Below are 17,903 nucleotides of genomic sequence, written 5' to 3' on the forward strand. Positions count from 1 at the left end.
CCTCATCTGCTGCCACTGGCCTGGACCATGCTGAACAACGCCCGTCCGACCTGGGCGAATTCCCCCTTGGGATGGTCCCGGAACAGGGGCTCGGTGCCGAACAGGACCGCCTGCGGACCGCTCACCACCGCGGCCCGCCCCGCCGCGTCCGCGGGCCCTCCGAGGCCGTCCTCCGCCGGCCGCCAGTGCCCGGAGACCAGCGGGTTCCCGCTCCCGTACGCCTGCTCTACCCGCACACCCGGACCGAGGTCGGTGAACCACACCGGCGCGTAGACGAAGCCGTGCGAGGGAGCGCCCCGCATCAGGACACTGCCCGAATTCACCACGCTTACGACACCGTTGGCGTCCCCGTTGCCCTCGACCGGCTTCACGGCCAGCAGCCCGGCCGCCGAGTTGAGCGCGGCACCGGCGGCACCCCGGCCGACCAGCCCGTGCCCGTCGAGGAAGCCGTCGAGCGCGGTACGGGCCCCGGCGCCCAGCTCGTCGTACTCCAGCCCCGCCGACACGAACAGCACATCCACCGCCGACCAGTCGAACCCGGCGTTCAGCACCTGAGTCGAGACCGGCGTGACCTCGAAGTTCATCTCCCGCAGCGCCAGCAGCTCACCCGCGGTGACGGCGGCGGCGACGCGCGTGCGGTGCAGCGGGGTCGTGCCCTTCGCCGTCGTGGCGTCGAAGGCGACGTCGTACGTCCGCGCCGCCGCCGCGGCCTTCGCCCGCGCCGCCGCCGGGACGATCGCACTCCCGTCGGCGGCCTGCCGTACCGGAACACCGTCCCTGAGCAGGGAGTTGAGCGCCGCGATCTCGCGCGGGTCGTCGAGGCGCAGCCGCAGGTCGCCGCGCGGGGCGACATACCCGACCCGGGCCGCGCCCGACACCGGCCACAGCGGGGCGGCGACGAGGCTCCCGCGCGTCACCGGCTCGACGGTCGCGCCCCACAGCCGCCCCAGACTCCAGCCCGAGATGTCGTACATCACCGACACCTTGTCGCTGATGTCCCGTCCGTCGGCGAGCAGCGCGTTGGCCAGCCCGCGCTTGGCCTGGCGCATGTCGACGACGTACGAGCCCTTCGCGTACGTCCGCCCGCCGAGCCGGAAGGAGCGCAGCGCCCGGGTGACGCGGACGTCATTGGCCACCAGATGGTCGACGAGACGGGCGGCGGCGGTCGCCGAGCGCTGCGCGTCGCGCCCGGCCGGGATGACGTAGGCGCGGGGGAAGTCCGTCGTGTAGACGTCCTCGGGTCCGATGCCGGGCACGCCCGGGACGGTCTCCGGCGACACCGGCACCTGTGCCGCCCCCGCCGCACCGCGCCGGAAGACCTCGATCTGGTCGGCGACGAGGGAAGTGCGCCTGGCCTGGACGAAGTCGAGGGTGGCGCGCAGGGCGGCGCCGGCGACGTCGACGTTGATCGCGGCGCGGCGGCGCAGCTCCGTGACGGGCAGGGTGTCGTAGGCGGAGCCGTTCACCCGCAGCGGGATCTCCACCGTGTGCGCGGCGACGGTGCCGTGGTAGGCCGCGTACTGCGGGGTGAAGATCGGCGGCCAATCGTCCCAGCCCTCCTCCTGGTCGCGGAACGGGATCTGGACGGGCTGCACGCCGTCTTCCCCGGGCGTGTAGCCGAGGCCGTTGACGGCGGCCTCCATGCCGAGGGCGTTGGCGTAGGTGTTCTTCAGGAACAGGTCGTACTCGTAGTTCTCGCCGTGCGGGGGAGTGGTGGGCTCGATGAGAGTGCCGTTGACGTAGCCGTGCACATCGAGCATCACGGCCGGCTGCTTGTCGACCATGATCTGCCGCATCGCCCGCACCTCGGGCTGCGAGGCGGTGACGAAGTCCCGGTTCATGTCGAAGCCGCCCGCGTTCGCGCGGGTTCCGGCGATACGGCCGTCCGGGTTGGCGGTGATGTTGAAGTACAGGCGGCTGTGGGCGAGGAGGTCGCGGGTCCTGCCGTCCCCGGCGGTCGCGAGCCGCTCGATCAGCTTCAGGGAGGCGTCGGTGCCCTCCCACTCGTTGCCGTGGATGTTGTTGTTGACGAAGACGGGCGCCTTGTAGGACCGCTTGATCTCGGGGGACTTGGCGGCGAGGGCGGGCGCCTTCTCGATGAGCTCGCGCATGCGCGCCTGGGCCCGGGCCTGGCGGGCGCTCTCCGGCGCGGTGACGGTGACGAGGTACAGCCGGTGCCCACCGGCCGACCGCCCGGCGACCTCGACGCTCACCCGGTCGCCGAGGGCCTGGAGGGCGTTCAGCTTCGGCGCGATGGAGTGGTACGGGGTGAGGCCGAGCTTGAGGGACTTGTCGGCCGGGTTCTCGGGGTCGGGGGTGAGGGTCTGGCGGCGGGGGTAGCCGCGGTTGTCGTCGCCGAGTGCTGATTCGGGGGCGGCGAGGGTCCGCTGGGCTGTGTTCAACGGGGCCCGTGCGGCGGTGTGCCGGTCGAGCGCGGCCTCGCGGTGGACCGGCGGTTCGGGCCTCGCCACGGCGGTGTCCGGGCCGAGGAGCAGGGAGCCCGCCGTGGTGACGGCGAGGGCGGTGATCAGAACGGGTCTCGCAGGAACGGTTCTCGTGATGCGCACGCGTACCTCCTCCGGGAACTTCCTGAGATCGGTACGGCGAGGTGTACCTGTTCGACTCAACCGCAACAAGAGGGAGTTGGTGGCACGGATACCCCGGATGGCGCATGCGGCCGGGGCCGGAAGGGGCATCCTGAGAGCGGACCGGCGGCGACGCTAGGAGAACCATGGCAACGATTCCTTCGCTCCCCAGCAGGGACGACGTACTGCGCATGGCACGCAGCACGACCGACATCACCGGCCAACTCCTCGACACGGCCGGGAACATCACCCGCATCGCGATCAACACCTTCGACCCCAGGGACGGATCGGGCCCCGAGGTCCTGCGCGTGCTGCGGCAGACCACCGCCGAACTGGCCGAGGCGAGCGCCTCCCCGCAGGCCCAGGAGGCGTTCTACCGCATCGTCGAGACCCTCACCCGGCTCGGCACCAGCGGCGCACCCCTCGCCTCCCACCCGGTGAGCGAACCGGCCCAGGCCCTGCTGGCGGCCCTCGGCGACAGCCTGCTGCCGGTGCTGGACGCGGTGGAGCCGGCGGTGGAGGAGTTCGCGGCGGCGCTCGGCGAGCTGGTCGAGGCGTCGTCGCCGCTGCTCCCGGCGACGGCGGGCGTGGCGGCCGGGACGCTGCTGGCCCTGACGCCGCTGCTCCGCTCGGCGGCGGAGGTCCTGCGGGAGCAGTCCCCCGAGCTGCGGCGCATCGCCGACGCGCTGACGGCCGCGCTCGCCCCCCTGATGCCCCTTCAGGTGGCCCTGGCGGAGCGGGCGGCCACCGCCGGGGCGAACGCCGTCCGCGTCACCCTCCCGCCCCTCGCCGACCTCACGGAGGCAGCGGCGACGACGGCCAAGGCGGCCCGCCCGGTGCTGATCGCCGGTGAGGAACTCCTGGTGGCGGGTCTCGAGCGGCTTCAGCCGGTGCTGCTCGCCGGGGCGTCGCGGGCGGGGCGGGTGGCACGGGCGGTGGCGGTACGGGTCTCGGCGGCGGTGAGCCCGGCGGCCGAGCAGGGGGTCGTGGTGGCCGTCAGCCCGGTGTGAGGCGGTGACCGGGCTCGATAGCCACCGTGACTCCCGTGTGACACGCCCCGACTAGAGTTCCCCGCATGCGCGATCTTGGTGCCGGTTTCAGATATTTCCTCAACGGCCAGCGATGGGTGGCCCGGCACGGAAAGCAGTACGAGTTCGGGCTGATCCCCGGCCTGATCACCTTCGTCCTGTACGTGGCCGCACTCGTCGCCCTCGCAATCTGGGGCGAGGCCTTCGTGTCCTGGTCGACACCGTTCGCCGACGACTGGTCGAGCCCCTGGCAGCGCCTGTTCCGCGGCTTCCTCACCGCCGTCCTGTTCGCCCTGGGCCTCCTCCTGTGCGTGGTCACCTTCACCGCAGTCACCCTCCTGATCGGCCAGCCCTTCTACGAGAACCTCTCCGAGAAGGTCGACCGGGACGTCTCCCCGGACGGCACGGCCCCGGAGTCCGGCCTGCCGCTCTGGCGCGAGCTGTGGATGTCGGGCCGCGACAGCCTGCGCATCGTGCTGCGTGCGCTTGTGTGGGGCGTGCTGCTCTTCGCCCTCGGCTTCATCCCGGTCGTCGGCCAGACGGTCGTACCGGTGATCGGTGTCGTCGTCACCGGCTTCTTCCTCACCGAGGAGGTCACGGCCGTCGCCCTCCAGCGCCGCCGCGTCGAACTCCGCGACCGCCTCGGCATGCTCCGCTCCCGCAAGACCCTGGTCTGGGGCTTCGGCACCCCCCTCGCCGCGGCCTTCCTGGTGCCGTTCGTCGCGGTGTTCCTGATGCCGGGCGCGGTCGCGGGGGGCACGCTGATGGCGCGGGAGCTGCTGGGCGAGGAGACCCGGGAGAAAGCGGCGCCCGCGCCCGAAGCGGAGCACGTCAGCCGGTGACCGGGCTGTCGGCCGCCACCTTCAGGATCGTCCGCACCTGGGCGATGATGTCCAGCCGGTTCCGGACGAACTCCGGGTCGGTCACCGAGCCGGTCGCCGGATCCGTGTTGCCCGCCCCGAACTGCAGCACGGGCGTGTGCACATGCCCGCCCGGCAGGGTGCCGTGCAGCCCGAGCCGGTCCCGGAGCAGCGTCGCGCGGTAGGCGATCTCGTTGGAGAGGTAGTCCCCGCCGCCTCCGGCCCGCGCGGTCGACCCGGGCGTCGGCCCGTCCGGCCGCACGACGGCCTGGGTGCCGCCCGCCGGGATCTCGGTCACGCTGGTGTTGTCGTACACGGGGAAACGCCCGGTGTCCGCGGCGACGATCTTCGCGTACGGCAGTGTCGTGGTCGTCCACTGCGGCTGCGAGGCCGGATCGGCGACGGGGATGGTCTCGGTCCGGCCGATGTTCTCGTTGTCCCCGAACCCGCCCCGCCAGGCCCCGTTGGTCCGCTCGATGTCGAACCGCCCGACGCGCCCCTGGCTCACGGTCGTGAACAGATCGACCTGCCTCAGATACGGCCGCAGCGTCCGCTCCACCGTCCCGTCCGCGAAGTCCCGCCAGCGCACCGGGAACACGGCGGTCTCCACCCGCGCCGGCCCGTCCTCGGTCTCGATCACCGTGCCGTCGAGGGCGAGCGCGGTCGCCCCGGACGGGTTGGAGATACGGATGTCGCGGTCGAGGGTGAACGGGTCGAAGCCGGTCACGAGAATCCTTCTGATCCCGTCACCGTGCGGGTATCGGATGTCGGTCTGGCCGCGCGAGGTCCGCTCCAGGAGGTCGAGCAGCGCGGCCCGTTGGGCCTCACTCAGCCCGAACCCCGGCTCCCAGGTATGCACCTCCCGCGTCATCGACAACCGCGCCCAGTACAGCGGTCGGTCGTCGTCCCGGCTGAGATCCCCGCCCGCCGGCCCGCGCCCCTGCGCCCGGTCGACGGCCCGCCGCCACAGGGCCCGTCCCTCGCGCAGGACGACGCGGCGGGCCTGGGCGTAGGAGTGCGCGGCGTCGAGGTCACGGGCGAACCTCTGCGCCGGAGCGTCGAATCCGGAGCGGCGCAGGATCTCCTGGGGGACCGCTCTGTCGAGGCGCTGTTCCTCGACGGTCGGCGCGGGAGCCGTCTCGGCGGCGGCCGCCCCGGTGGTGGGGGCCGAGAGGCCGGTCAGCAGGGCGAGGCCGAGGACGCCGATCCGAACGCGTATGGAATTCAAGGGGGTTCCGGTCCTTTCGTCACGGTGGGGGAGCGTGCTGTGGGACGCCGGAAGTATCGCGTGACGGAAGTGGTCTACGCCAGAGCGTGATTCCCGCGCAGTCGATCGAGGCAGGATGGAGGTGTCCGTGGACTTCGACGAGGAGGCACCCACATGGCGGGAACCCGTACCCGGGCCGATGCGGCACGTGAGGCGGTCGTCGAGGCCGCTCTCGGCCGGCTCGATCTCGACGCGAAGGCGCGGCTGCTGTCCGGTCGGGACATGTGGACGCTGCCCGCGCTCCCCGAGATCGGACTGCGGTCCCTCGTCATGTCCGACGGCCCGATCGGCGTCCGGGGCGTGCGCTGGACCGCCGACGACCCGTCCGTCGCGCTGCCCTCGCCCACCGCCCTCGCCGCCGCCTGGGACCCGGACCTCGCCCGCCGCGCCGGCACCCTCCTCGCCCAGGAGGCCCGCCGCAAGGGCGTCCATGTGCTGCTCGCCCCGACCGTGAACCTCCACCGCTCGCCGCTCGGCGGGCGGCACTTCGAGGCGTACAGCGAGGACCCGTTTCTGACGGGCGTGATCGGCGCCGGATACGTCAGCGGCGTCCAGTCCGGCGGCGTCGGCACCACCGTCAAGCACTTCGTCGCCAACGACGCCGAGACCGACCGCTTCACCGTCAACAACCTCGTCTCCGAACGCGCCCTGCGCGAGCTGTACCTGGCGCCCTTCGAGATCATCGTCGAGAACGCCCGTCCCTGGGGCATCATGACCGCGTACAACACGGTCAACGGCACGACGATGACCGAGCACCACCACCTCGTCAACGAGGTCCTGCGCGGCGAGTGGGGCTTCGACGGCTGCAACGTCTCCGACTGGATGGCCGCCCGCGACACCGTCGGCGCGATCGCCGGCGGCCTCGACGTGGCGATGCCCGGCCCGCGGACCGTCTACGGCGAACCCCTCGCCCAGGCCGTACGGGACGGGAAGGTGGCGGAGGCCGCGGTCGACGCCGCCGTGCGTAACGTGCTGCGGCTCGCCGCGCGCGTCGGGATCCTCCAGGGCGCCGAACCGGTCGTCACCGAGCCCCCCGAGACCGTCGACGGCGGCGCGCTGGCCCGCGAGATCGCCCGCCGCTCCTTCGTCCTGGTCCGCAATCAGGGCGCCCTCCCGCTGCGGCCGAACGGCACGGTCGCCCTCATCGGCGCCGCCGCCCGCGACGCCCGCGTCCTCGGCGGCGGTTCCGCCACCGTCTTCCCCGCCCGCGTCGTCTCCCCGCTCGACGGCCTCACCGCCGCCCTCCCCGAGGGCACCCTCACCTACGCCGTAGGCGCCGACCCGACCACCGAACTCGGTGTCGCCGACAAGGGCTTCGCGCTGCGGGCCGTGTGCCGGGACGCGGCGGGCCAGGTCATCGGCACCGGGTCCGCACCCAACGGGCAGATCCAGTGGATGGGTACCGACCTCCCCGAGGGCGTCACCCACGAGGCGCTGCGCACCGTCGAGCTGACCGGCACCTTCACCCCGCGTGAGAGCGGCGCGCACACCTTCGGCATCAAGGGCGTCGGCGCCTTCAGACTCACGATCGACGGGACCACGTACTACGACGACGTCCAGCGGCCCGCCAAGGACGATCCGTTCGTCTCCTTCTTCGGCGCCCCCGTCCCGCACGCCCGGCCCGAACTCACCGCCGGCGAACCGGTCGAGGTCTGTCTGACCTACGCCGTCGAGTTCCCCGAGGGCGCCGCGATGAAGGTCGTCGGCTTCACCCTCTCCCACCAGGAGCCGCAGCGCGACCCCGACGAGCTGATCGCCGAGGCCGTCGAGGCCGCCCGCGGCGCCGACACCGCCGTCGTCGTGGTCGCCACCACCGAGCGCGTCGAGTCCGAGGGCTACGACCGCGCCGACCTGTCGCTGCCCGGCCGCCAGGACGCCCTGGTGCGCGCCGTCGCCGCCGCCAACCCCAACACCGTCGTGGTCGTCAACTCCGGCTCCCCGGTGGAGCTGCCCTGGCGCGAGGACGTCGCCGCCGTGCTGCTCGGCTGGTTCCCCGGGCAGGAGGGCGGCGCGGCCCTGGCCGACGTCCTCACCGGCGCCCACGAGCCGGGCGGCCGGCTGCCCACCACCTGGGGCTCCCTGACCGACGCCCCGGTCACCGAGGTCGTCCCCTCGGCCGGTGAACTCCCGTACTCCGAGGGCGTCTTCATCGGCTACCGCGCCTGGGAGAAGGCGGGCCGGGTCCCGTCGTACGCCTTCGGGCACGGGCTCGGCTACACCGAGTGGACGTACGAGTCCGCCGAGGTCACGGGCACCACGGTCACCGTCCGCGTCCGCAACTCCGGCGAGCGCGCCGGCCGTGAGGTCGTGCAGGTCTATCTGGCACCGGTTGAGCCCGACGCCGACCGGCCGGCGCGGTGGCTCGCCGGGTTCGCGGGGGTGACGGCGGGGCCGGGGGAGCGGGGCGAGGTCGTGATCGAGCTGCCGCGCCGGGCCTTCGAGGTGTGGGACGAGACGACCAAGGCGTGGACCTTTGTGAAGGGTTCGTACGAGATCCAGGTGGGTCGCTCGATCGCCGACCGACGGCTGGCGGCGGCGATTAACGTCTGATCCGGGAGAAGTACCCAGGAACAGCCCCGGTCCAGGACCCTGACACCTGGACCGGGGCTTGTACTGTCAGGCCGCTCCAGCACCCCTCAGCGCGCCGAGCGGGAAGTGCTGGGTCTCCAGCCGCCGTCACAACTCGTCGAGCACGAAGTTGAAGTTGTGGTCGTACCGCTCCTCGCGTTGTTGGCCACTATCGGGCGAACTCCGCATCCGGGCTGTCCCGGACTGCCCCGCGAACGGTCTTCGGGGTCGGAAGGTGCGCTGATCCGCCTCGGCGATCCGCGTCTTACAGCCTGTGGGCTGCGCGAAGTCCTCGGCGGGCTGGTCCGTCCTCCCTGCGGTCCTCGGCCGCAGGCGCCCCGACGGGTAGCTCTCTCGGCACGATCCTCTGGTCGTACTCGAGTCACACCTCGCCGATAACAGGCGCCTCGCTGTAACCGACTATCCCACGATTTCACCCTCAGGGAGTGGCCGCTTACCGGTTGTGACTGTTCGGTGCGCCGGCGTTAATCGGGAACCGACGCACACCGTGCTCGACCGGCGTCACCTCCCACACCCGCTTGTCGAAGCCGCGCCCGCCGCCGTGCAGGGAGTTGGGCGGGGTGTTGGGTTCGAGCGCGTACGTCAGACCGTCCAGCGGGAAGCGACCGCCCGCGATCCGGTTGGCGTACCGGCCGATGAGGGCACCGAGATAGGGCCCGGGGTGGGTCAGATAGCCGTCCAGATCGGCGAACCCCAGCACCACGTCCGCCGGATGCCCGTCCCGGTCCGGGACCTGGAGCGACTGCACGATCCCGCCGTACGACAGCACCCGCACCCGTACGCCCGCGCGCTCCAGGGTCCAGCGCCGGACCTCGGTGCCGTCGGAAAGTGTGCCGAAGTGTTCGCTCATGAGCGGAACACTAATTCGTGACCGTCCGGTAGGCGATCTCGGCCAGCCTCGCCTGACCGTCGACACTCGGATGGAACCAGTCCCACCGGCTGAGCTGCCGGGTGCCGAACCGGAAGTCGTACACCGCACCGTCGTCGAAGCGGCACCTGCGGTCCTTGGCGCAGACCTCCTGAAGCACCTCGTTGTACGCCTCGACGCGCTCTCGCACCGTCTCGCGCCGCTGGTTGGCCAGTGCGGTGAGGGAGTCGGGGTCGCTCAGCATCGACGGGCAGATCCCCAGCGCCCACACCTGCTTGCTCATCGGACTGGTACGGCCCTGCTCCCACAGCCGCATCAGATTCGGCACGCTCGCGACATACACCTGGGTCTTCGGCAGGGCCTCGCGCAGCGTGCTCATCGCGTCCTCGAACTGCGCGCGGAAGTCGGCCACCGAGGTCATCGCGTCGGTCGTGTCACGACAGGCGTCGTTCGCCCCCGCCATCACCGCCACCAACTCCGGCCTGCGCGTCGCCGCCTGGGCCATCTGCCCGGGGAGGTCCGCCATCCGCGCCCCGGTCACCGCGTAGTTCCAGCTCCGCTGGGCCGCCTTCGCCCTCCCCAGCAGGCGTACGGCCAGGCTGTCTACCTCGGGGCTGCTGCCGGTCGCCCAGGACACCTCGGGGCAGTCCGACAGGACCGCACAGGCGTCGAAGCCGGTCGTGATGGAGTCGCCCACGGCCGCGACCGAGGCGGGGCTGCGGTCCCAGGTGGGGGTCGGCTTCGGCGACGGCCGCGCGCTGTGCGCCTCGGTGCCGGACGGGGCCGGGGAGTTGCCGCCGACGGCGTCACAGCCGGCGACGCCGAGGACGGCCGCGGTCACGGCGGCGAAGACAGCGCGCGCGACGTGCCGTCGTTTCCGCATGCCTGGTCCATCCCCTCGCTAGGCCCCGTCATGGCTTCCAACCCATAACAACGCACGAGGGTTCCCGGCCGACTCATGCAACGGCTCACACCCGTACAAGCGTCCTGCCGGGTGAATGGCGGGGGTTTCACGGCACCGGGACCGACCGTACGTCACACTCCTTGCGCCGCCGCACGGTAGCCTCGCCATCAACGTGGCCGCCCGGCCACGATCGTCCGCCAGTTCGCAAGATGTCCGCTCTGCCCGGAGGTACCGGTGACGACACGTGGAGTTCTGTACGTGCACTCCGCGCCGCGCGCGCTGTGCCCGCACGTCGAGTGGGCCGTCGCCGGGGTGCTCGGCACACGCGTCAACCTCGACTGGATCCGGCAGCCGGCCGCGCCCGGCACCTGGCGCTCGGAGTTCTCCTGGCAGGGCGAGGCGGGCACGGCCTCCAAGCTGGCCTCCGCCCTGCGCGGCTGGCACCTGCTGCGCTTCGAGGTCACGGCCGAGCCCTGCCCCACGGCCGAGGGCGAGCGCTACAGCTGCACCCCCGACCTGGGCATCTTCCACGCGGTGACCGGTATCCACGGCGACATCCTGATCCCCGAGGACCGGCTGAGGGCGGCCCTCGCCCGCTCCCAGCGCGGCGAGACGGACCTCGAGGCCGAGATCGCCAAGCTGCTGGGCAAGCCCTGGGACGACGAGTTGGAGCCGTTCCGGTACGCGGGTGAGGGAGCGCCGGTGCGCTGGCTGCACCAAGTGGTCTGACGCCCAGGACCCCAGGACATGCTGAAGGGCCCCCACCTTTCGAGGTGGGGGCCCTTCACCTACGTATGGTCACCTACGTATGGCTACTGCTCAGACCGTCCTGAACGCCAGCACCACATTGTGCCCGCCGAACCCGAACGAATCGTTCAGCGCGGCGATCCGGCCCTCGACCGGCAGCTTGCGCGCCTCGCCGCGGACGACGTCGGCGGTGGCCTCGGCCTCCGGGTCCAGGTTCTCGATGTTGATCGTCGGCGGGGCCACCCGGTGGTACAGCGCGAGCACGGTCGCGACCGTCTCGACGCCACCGGCGCCACCGAGCAGATGCCCGGTCATGGACTTCGTCGCCGACACGGCCATGTGGTCGGCGTCGTCGCCGAACACCTTCCGCAGCGCCTTGAGCTCGGCGATGTCACCGGCCGGCGTCGACGTCGCGTGCGCGTTGACGTGCACGATCTCCGCCGGGTCCAGGTCGGTGCGCTCCAGCAGGTTCTGCAGGGCGTGCGAGATGCCGCGCCCCTCCGGCTCCGGCTGCACGATGTCGTGGGCGTCGGCGGAGATGCCCTGACCGACCGCCTCGGCGTACACCCGCGCCCCGCGCGCCGCGGCGTGCTCGGCGGACTCCAGGACGATCACGCCCGCGCCCTCGCCGAGGACGAAGCCGTCGCGCGCGACGTCGTAGGGACGCGACGCGCCCTGCGGGTCGTCGTTGTTCTTGGACATCGCCATCATGTTGCCGAACGCGGCGATCGGCAGCGGATGGATCGCCGCCTCCGTGCCACCCGCGACGACGATGTCGGCGCGGCCGGTGCGGATCATCTCGATGGCGTAGCCGATGGCCTCGGCGCCCGACGCGCACGCGGAGACCGGCGTGTGCACGCCCGCACGGGCGCCCACCAGCAGGCCCACGTTGGCGGAGGGGCTGTTCGGCATCAGCATGGGCACGGTGTGCGGGGAGACGCGGCGGACGCCCTTCTCCTTGAGCACGTCGTACTGGTCGAGCAGGGTCGTCACACCACCGATGCCGGAGGCGATGACGGCACCGAGGCGGTCCGGGTCGACGCTTGTGCCCGGCGCGGAAGCGCCTGATGTCACAGCACCGGCCTTGGCCTCGAACCCGGCGTCCTTCCAGGCCTCCTGAGCGGCGATCAGCGCGAACTGCGCCGAGCGGTCCAGTCGGCGGGCCTGCGGCCGCGGGATGATCTCGGTCGGCTCCACGGCGACCGGCGCGGCGATCCGGACCGCCTGGTCGGCGGCCCAGTCCTGCTCCAGGGGCTTGACGCCGGAACGTCCGGCGACCAGGCCCTCCCAGGTAGAGGCTGCGTCGCCACCCAGCGGTGTGGTTGCGCCGATACCGGTGACGACCACGGTGCGATTGGTCGAGCTCACGGGAATTCTTTCTCCAACGGAATGGGGATTCAGCGGCGCCACCGCCGGGTGGCGGGGCAGTCAGCCCAGAGGCCTGATCGGTGATCAGCCCTGGTGCTTGAGGATGTAGTCGGTCGCGTCGCCCACGGTCTTGAGGTTCTTGACGTCCTCGTCGGGGATCTTGACGTCGAAGCGCTCCTCGGCGGCGACGACGACCTCGACCATGGACAGCGAGTCGACGTCCAGGTCGTCGGTGAAGGACTTGTCCAGCTGGACGTCCTCAACCGGGATGCCGGCGATCTCGTTCACGATGTCGGCGAGACCGGCGACGATCTCTTCCTGAGTGGCGGCCATCTTGGCGCTCCTTCGTTGTTGATCCAGAGGGTTTGGCGGTGTGTCCCGTACCGGACCCGATGATGATCCGGCACGGAGTGCCTAGGGGAGGGTAACGACCGTCGCGGCGTACACGAGACCCGCCCCGAAGCCGATGACGAGCGCGGTGTCGCCGCTCTTCGCCTCACCGGTCGCCAGCAGCCGCTCCATCGCGAGCGGAATCGAGGCGGCCGAGGTGTTGCCGGTGGTGCGCACGTCGCGGGCGACCGTGACATGCTCCGGCAGTTTCAGCGTCTTCACCATCGAGTCGATGATCCGCTCGTTGGCCTGGTGCGGAATGAAGACGTCCAGGTCGTCCGGGGTGATCCCGGCCGCGTCCAGCGCCTGCTGGGCGACCTTCGCCATCTCGAACACGGCCCAGCGGAACACCGCCTGGCCCTCCTGCGTGATCGCAGGGAACTTGTCCGTGGAGCTGTCGTACTCGTTCCACGCCACGGTCTGCTTGATCGTCTCGGACTTGTCGCCCTCGGAACCCCAGATGGTCGGGCCGATGCCCGGCTCCTTGGCGGGGCCCACGACGACAGCGCCCGCGCCGTCGCCGAACAGGAAGGCCGTGGCCCGGTCCTCCAGGTCGGTCAGGTCGCTCAGCCGCTCGACGCCGATGACCAGGACGTACTCCGCGGAGCCCTCGGTGATCATGCCCTTGGCGAGGGTGAGGCCGTAGCCGAAGCCCGCGCAGCCGGCCGAGATGTCGAAGGCGGCGGCCTTGTTCGTGCCGAGCTTGTCGGCGATCTCGGTGGCGACGGCCGGGGTCTGCTTGAAGTGCGAGACGGTCGAGACGATCACGCCGCCGATCTGCTCGGCGGAGATCCCGGCGTCGGCGATCGCCTTGCCGGACGCCTCGATCGACATCGCGGCGACGGTCTCCTCGTTGTTCGCCCAGTGCCGTGTCTCGATGCCGGAGCGCGAACGGATCCACTCGTCGGACGAGTCGATCTTCTCCAGGATCACCTCGTTGGGCACCACACGGGTCGGGCGGTAGCCGCCCACACCGAGGATGCGCGCGTACGGGGCGCCCTTGCTGGGCTTCAGCTTCGCCATGCTCCGGGCTCCTTGTCAGGCGCTGTGCTCGGCGATGAGCTCGCGAGCAGCGTCCAGGTCGTCGGGGGTCTTCAGCGCCAGGGTCTTCACACCCGGCAGTGCGCGCTTGGCCAGACCCGTCAGGGTGCCGCCCGGGCACGCCTCGATCAAGGCCGTGACACCAAGCTCCTTGAAGGTCTCCATGCACAGGTCCCAGCGGACCGGGTTGGCGACCTGCCCGACGAGGCGCTGAAGCACCTCGGCGCCGGTGGCGACCGCCTTGCCGTCCTTGTTGGAGACATAGGTGAGCTTCGGGTCGGCGGGGACGAGCTCCTTGGCGGCCTCGGCCAGCGTCTCGACGGCGGGGCCCATGTGGTGGGTGTGGAAGGCGCCGGCGACCTTCAGCGCGACGACCTTGCGCACGCCCTCGGGCTTGTCCTGCTCCAGCGCGGCGAGCTGCTCCATGGTGCCCGCGGCGACGATCTGGCCGGCGCCGTTGATGTTCGCCGGCGTCAGGCCCAGCTTCTCCAGGTGCGCGACCGAGGTCTCCGGGTCCCCGCCGAGCAGCGCCGACATGCCGGTCTCGGTGATCGCGGCGGCCTCGGCCATGGCGAGCCCCCGCTTGCGTACGAGGGTCAGCGCGGCGGTGTCGTCCAGGACGCCCGCGTAGGCGGCGGCGGTGATCTCGCCGACGGAGTGACCGGCGACGGCGCCCGGCAGGAAGGTGTCACCCAGTGCCGCGGCGGACAGGATCCCGGCCGCCACGAGCAGCGGCTGGGCCACGGCGGTGTCCCGGATGGCGTCCGCGTCGGCCTGCGTGCCGTAGTGGGCGAGGTCCAGTCCGATGGCGTCCGACCAGGCACCGAGGCGGTCGGCGGCACCGGGCAGTTCGAGCCAGGGGGTCAGGAAGCCGGGCGTCTGGGCGCCCTGGCCGGGAGCGACGAGTACGAGCACTCTCACACTCTCTCTTGGGGACGGCCGACGCCGCCCGTGGGGACAAGGACGAAGAACACGAGGGGGTTTTGTGGGCCCCCGACAAAAGCCTAGAGCTGGAGATCGCCGTCGACCAGACGCCCCAGGATCAGCGCGATGCGCAAAGTGAACGCGGAGCGTACATCGGACGGCGACCAGCCGGTGACGTCAGTCACACGTCGAAGCCGGTAGCGCACGGTGTTGGGATGCACGAACAGCATCCGCGCCGCGCCCTCCAGACTGCTCGCCTGCTCGAGATAGACCGACAGCGTCTCCAGCAGAGCCGACCCGGCCTCCTCCAGCGGTCTGTAGATCTCCTCCACCAACTGCTCGCGCGCACTCGGATCCCCCGCGATGGCGCGCTCCGGCAGCAGATCGTCCGCGAGCACCGGCCGGGGCGCGTCCTGCCAGGCGGAACACGCCTTCAGCCCGGCGGCCGCGGCCTGCGCGGACCGGGTGGCGGCCAGCAGATCCGGTACGACCGGCCCCGCGACGACCGGACCCGCGGCGAAGGGTCCGATCAGCGACTTGGCGACGGCGAGCGGGTTGTCGCTGCCGCCCGCGATCACGACCAGCCGGTCCCCGAGCACCCCGGTCAGCACCTGCAACTTCGCATGCCGGGCGGCCCGCCGGATGGCCTCGACGGTCAGCTCGGAGTCCCCGTCGGGCGCGGTCCCGAGGACGACGCACACATGCTCCGGGGAGTTCCACCCGAGCGCGGCGGCACGGCTGACGGCCCCCTCGTCGGCCTCGCCGCTGAGCACGGCGTTGACGACGAGCGACTCCAGGCGCGCGTCCCAGGCACCGCGTGCCTCGGCGGCCTGGGCGTAGACCTGGGCGGTGGCGAAGGCGATCTCGCGGGCGTACACCAGCAGCGCCTCGCGCAGCACCCCCTCGTCACCGGGCGCCGCGACCTCGTCGATGGCGGACTCCATGACCTCGATGGTCGTGCGCACCATCTCCACGGTCTGACGCAGCGTGATGGCGCGGGTCAGCTCACGCGGCGCCGTCCCGAACACATCGGTGGAGATGGCCTGGGGCGCGTCGGGATGCCGGAACCACTCGGTGAACGCGGCGATACCGGCCTGGGCGACGAGACCGATCCAGGAACGGTTCTCCGGGGGCATCGCCCGGTACCACGGCAGCGTCTCGTCCATCCGCGCGATGGCCTGCGCGGCGAGTGAACCGGAGGACTTCTCCAGTCGCCTCAGGGTCGCGGAGTGGGGATGGACGTCGTGCGCGGCGGCGGGGGACTTACGGGCTTCGGGTTCGGGCACGTGGACAAGACTGCCTTATCGGGACGGGTACGCGTGCCGGAGGGTCGCGGGTGCGCTCTCCCAGGTGGGGCTACGGTGGTGCTCGTGATGGACGTACGGCGCGCCGCGGAGCGCTATCCGGGAGGGGAGCCGGCGATGGGCATCGCCTCCCGCCACGCCTTCTCCTTCGGTCCGCACTACGACCCCGACAACCTCCGCTTCGGCGCGATGATCGCCTGCAACGAGGAGCGGCTCGCGCCCGGCGCCGGCTTCGACGAGCACCCGCACAGCCACACCGAGATCGTGACCTGGGTGGTCGAGGGCGAGCTGACCCACCGCGACTCCACCGGCCACGAGACCCGGGTCGGCCCCGGAGACGTACAGCGGCTGAGCTCGGCCGGCGGCGTACGGCACGTGGAGCGCAACGACGCCGACACGCCGCTGACCTTCATCCAGACCTGGCTGGCCCCGCTGACGCCGGGCGGCGACCCCGCGTACGAGATCGTCCACGGCATCGCGGACTCCACGCCGTACGCCGTCCCGGAGGCGGGCGCGATGCTGCACGTACGGCGGCTGGGGGCGGGGGAGCGGACGGCGGTGCCGGACGGGGCGTACCTGTACGTGCATGTCGTGCGCGGCGAGGTACGCCTGGACGGCGAGGAGCTGGGCGCGGGGGACGCGGCGCGCATCACGGACGCCAAGGACGTCGAGGCGGTGGGCGCGAGCGCGGCGGAGCTGCTGATCTGGGAGATGGCCGCCGGGCAGCGGTGAGGGGCGGGGCGGGCTACAGCTCGGCGAGCACCGCGTCCGTGAACGCCGGCCACGCCTCGACCGCCCAGGGCCCGAAGGCGCGATCGGTCAGCGCCACGCAGGCCGCCCCCGCGTCGGGGTCGATCCACAGGAACGTACCCGACTGCCCGAAGTGCCCGAAGGTGCGCGGCGAGGACGAAGACCCCGTCCAGTGCGGCGACTTGGAGTCCCGGATCTCGAAGCCGAGCCCCCAGCCGTTCGGGTTCTGATGCCCGTACCCGGGCAGCACGCCCTTCGTCCCCGGGTACTGCACGGTCATCGCCTCGGCCACCGTGCGCGGGTCCAGCAGCCGCGGCGCCTGCACCTCCGCCGCGAACCGCAGCAGATCCTCGACGCTCGACACACCGTCCTTGGCCGGCGAGCCCTCCAGCGCGGTGGACGTCATGCCCAGCGGCTCCAGCACCGCCTGCCGCAGATACTCCGCGAACGGGATGTCCGTCGCCTTGGCGATGTGGTCCCCGAGCTGCTCGAACCCGGCGTTGGAGTACAGCCGCCGCTCCCCGGGCGGGGCCGTCACCCGGTGCTCGTCGAAGGCCAGCCCCGAGGTGTGCGCGAGCAGATGCCGCACGGTCGCCCCCTGCGGCCCGGCCGGCTCGTCCAGCTCGACCGCGCCCTCCTCGTAGGCGACGAGCACCGCGTAGGCGGCCAGCGGCTTGGTGACCGAGGCCAGCGCAAACCGCTGCCCGACCGGGCCGTGCGTACCCAGGACCGTGCCGTCGGCCCGTACGACACCCGCCGCGGCGGTGGGAACCGGCCAGTTCTCGATCAGTGCGAGACTCTGCAAGGACATGTCTGTGAGCCTAAGCCGCTCACAGCTTCAGCATCATCGTGGGGTCCGGCTTGTGGACGAAGCCGAGGGAGGCGTAGAGCGGCTCGGCCTCCGGGGACGCGGTGAGCATGACCTGTCCGGCGCCCCGCTCGCGGAACCACGCCAGCAGCTCGTCCATGCACGCGCGAGCGTACCCGCGTCGCCGGGCCTGCGGGTCGGTGGCGACGCTGAAGACGTATCCGGCCAGCCCGCGCGGATTGCCCGCCTTCCCGATCCGGTAGTCGACGGTCCCGACCACCAGCGCCGCCAGTGCCCCGGGCCGGTCCGTGGAGCTGTCCCCACCGGGCAGCGCGTCGATCATCACCTGGCGCAGACGCAGCACTTCCTCCGCGTCCTCGGGCACGGCACGGCGTACGAGGCTCATGTCCCGCACGCTAATCACGGCGATCACGTCATGTCCCGTGGTTTTCTTACCGTTTCGGCTTGCT

15 protein-coding genes and 1 pseudogene are annotated in these 17,903 nt (G+C 71.8%); 5 read left to right on the forward strand and 11 right to left on the reverse strand.

Annotated features, from left to right (window positions below):
• Window positions 1-2: 2 nt before the first annotated feature.
• Window positions 3-2,567 (reverse strand): M14 family zinc carboxypeptidase, encoded by a 2,565-nt coding sequence (locus ACP4J3_RS12175; RefSeq protein WP_426533347.1) that lies wholly within the window; start codon window positions 2,565-2,567, stop codon window positions 3-5.
• 164 nt (window positions 2,568-2,731) lie between these two features.
• Between ACP4J3_RS12175 and ACP4J3_RS12180 the strand changes: the two genes are divergently transcribed.
• Window positions 2,732-3,595 (forward strand): hypothetical protein, encoded by an 864-nt coding sequence (locus ACP4J3_RS12180; RefSeq protein ID WP_426533349.1) that lies wholly within the window; start codon window positions 2,732-2,734, stop codon window positions 3,593-3,595.
• 65 nt (window positions 3,596-3,660) lie between these two features.
• On the forward strand, window positions 3,661-4,455 hold the full coding sequence (locus ACP4J3_RS12185; protein WP_426533351.1) for an EI24 domain-containing protein: 795 nt from the start codon (window positions 3,661-3,663) through the stop codon (window positions 4,453-4,455).
• Here the strand turns inward: ACP4J3_RS12185 and ACP4J3_RS12190 are convergent.
• Window positions 4,445-5,701 carry a pyroglutamyl peptidase gene (locus ACP4J3_RS12190; RefSeq protein ID WP_426533353.1) on the reverse strand — a complete coding sequence of 419 codons (1,257 nt, stop codon included), beginning with the start codon at window positions 5,699-5,701 and terminating at the stop codon, window positions 4,445-4,447. The two genes, ACP4J3_RS12185 and ACP4J3_RS12190, sit on opposite strands and share 11 nt — an antisense overlap.
• 153 nt (window positions 5,702-5,854) lie before the next feature.
• Here ACP4J3_RS12190 and ACP4J3_RS12195 point away from each other — a divergent pair, with 153 nt between their 5' ends.
• Entirely contained in the window at window positions 5,855-8,290 is a 2,436-nt protein-coding gene (locus tag ACP4J3_RS12195) for a glycoside hydrolase family 3 protein (protein ID WP_426533355.1), read from the forward strand.
• A gap of 517 nt (window positions 8,291-8,807) precedes the next feature.
• Here the strand turns inward: ACP4J3_RS12195 and ACP4J3_RS12200 are convergent.
• Window positions 8,808-9,179 (reverse strand): annotated as a pseudogene (locus ACP4J3_RS12200) (galactose-1-epimerase); the annotation flags it as partial.
• Window positions 9,180-9,189: 10 nt separating this feature from the next.
• Entirely contained in the window at window positions 9,190-10,080 is an 891-nt protein-coding gene (locus ACP4J3_RS12205) for an SGNH/GDSL hydrolase family protein (protein WP_426533357.1), read from the reverse strand.
• Window positions 10,081-10,335: 255 nt separating this feature from the next.
• On the opposite strand from ACP4J3_RS12205, the gene ACP4J3_RS12210 reads away from it, so the two are divergent.
• Window positions 10,336-10,830, forward strand: coding sequence for a DUF3145 domain-containing protein (locus ACP4J3_RS12210; RefSeq protein WP_194046559.1), 495 nt, complete (start codon window positions 10,336-10,338; stop codon window positions 10,828-10,830).
• A gap of 90 nt (window positions 10,831-10,920) precedes the next feature.
• Here ACP4J3_RS12210 and ACP4J3_RS12215 read toward each other — a convergent pair whose 3' ends face one another.
• The 5 genes from ACP4J3_RS12215 to fasR form a co-directional block, all read right to left on the reverse strand.
• Entirely contained in the window at window positions 10,921-12,216 is a 1,296-nt protein-coding gene (locus tag ACP4J3_RS12215) for a beta-ketoacyl-[acyl-carrier-protein] synthase family protein (RefSeq protein WP_426533358.1), read from the reverse strand.
• A gap of 84 nt (window positions 12,217-12,300) precedes the next feature.
• Complete coding sequence (locus tag ACP4J3_RS12220; protein WP_004001566.1) at window positions 12,301-12,549, reverse strand: acyl carrier protein; 249 nt, start codon at window positions 12,547-12,549, stop codon at window positions 12,301-12,303.
• A gap of 81 nt (window positions 12,550-12,630) precedes the next feature.
• The gene (locus tag ACP4J3_RS12225) at window positions 12,631-13,629 is read right to left on the reverse strand and encodes a ketoacyl-ACP synthase III (protein WP_426533360.1); all 999 of its coding nucleotides are present in this window, start codon (window positions 13,627-13,629) and stop codon (window positions 12,631-12,633) included.
• A 15-nt stretch (window positions 13,630-13,644) separates the two neighbouring features.
• Window positions 13,645-14,562, reverse strand: a complete 918-nt coding sequence (locus ACP4J3_RS12230) for an ACP S-malonyltransferase (protein ID WP_426533631.1) — start codon at window positions 14,560-14,562, stop codon at window positions 13,645-13,647.
• 89 nt (window positions 14,563-14,651) lie between these two features.
• The gene (fasR, locus tag ACP4J3_RS12235) at window positions 14,652-15,857 is read right to left on the reverse strand and encodes a fatty acid biosynthesis transcriptional regulator FasR (RefSeq protein WP_426533362.1); all 1,206 of its coding nucleotides are present in this window, start codon (window positions 15,855-15,857) and stop codon (window positions 14,652-14,654) included.
• Between the two features lie 87 nt (window positions 15,858-15,944).
• On the opposite strand from fasR, the gene ACP4J3_RS12240 reads away from it, so the two are divergent.
• On the forward strand, window positions 15,945-16,607 hold the full coding sequence (locus tag ACP4J3_RS12240) for a pirin family protein (RefSeq protein WP_426533633.1): 663 nt from the start codon (window positions 15,945-15,947) through the stop codon (window positions 16,605-16,607).
• 13 nt (window positions 16,608-16,620) lie between these two features.
• Here the strand turns inward: ACP4J3_RS12240 and ACP4J3_RS12245 are convergent, their stop codons facing one another.
• Both ACP4J3_RS12245 and ACP4J3_RS12250 read right to left on the reverse strand, forming a co-directional pair.
• Entirely contained in the window at window positions 16,621-17,436 is an 816-nt protein-coding gene (locus tag ACP4J3_RS12245) for a serine hydrolase domain-containing protein (RefSeq protein ID WP_426533364.1), read from the reverse strand.
• Between the two features lie 19 nt (window positions 17,437-17,455).
• Window positions 17,456-17,839, reverse strand: a complete 384-nt coding sequence (locus ACP4J3_RS12250; RefSeq protein ID WP_426533366.1) for a GNAT family N-acetyltransferase — start codon at window positions 17,837-17,839, stop codon at window positions 17,456-17,458.
• Window positions 17,840-17,903: the final 64 nt, after the last annotated feature.

It is taken from the genome of Streptomyces sp. UG1, assembly GCF_049974585.1.
In the GTDB taxonomy this organism is placed as follows: domain Bacteria; phylum Actinomycetota; class Actinomycetes; order Streptomycetales; family Streptomycetaceae; genus Streptomyces.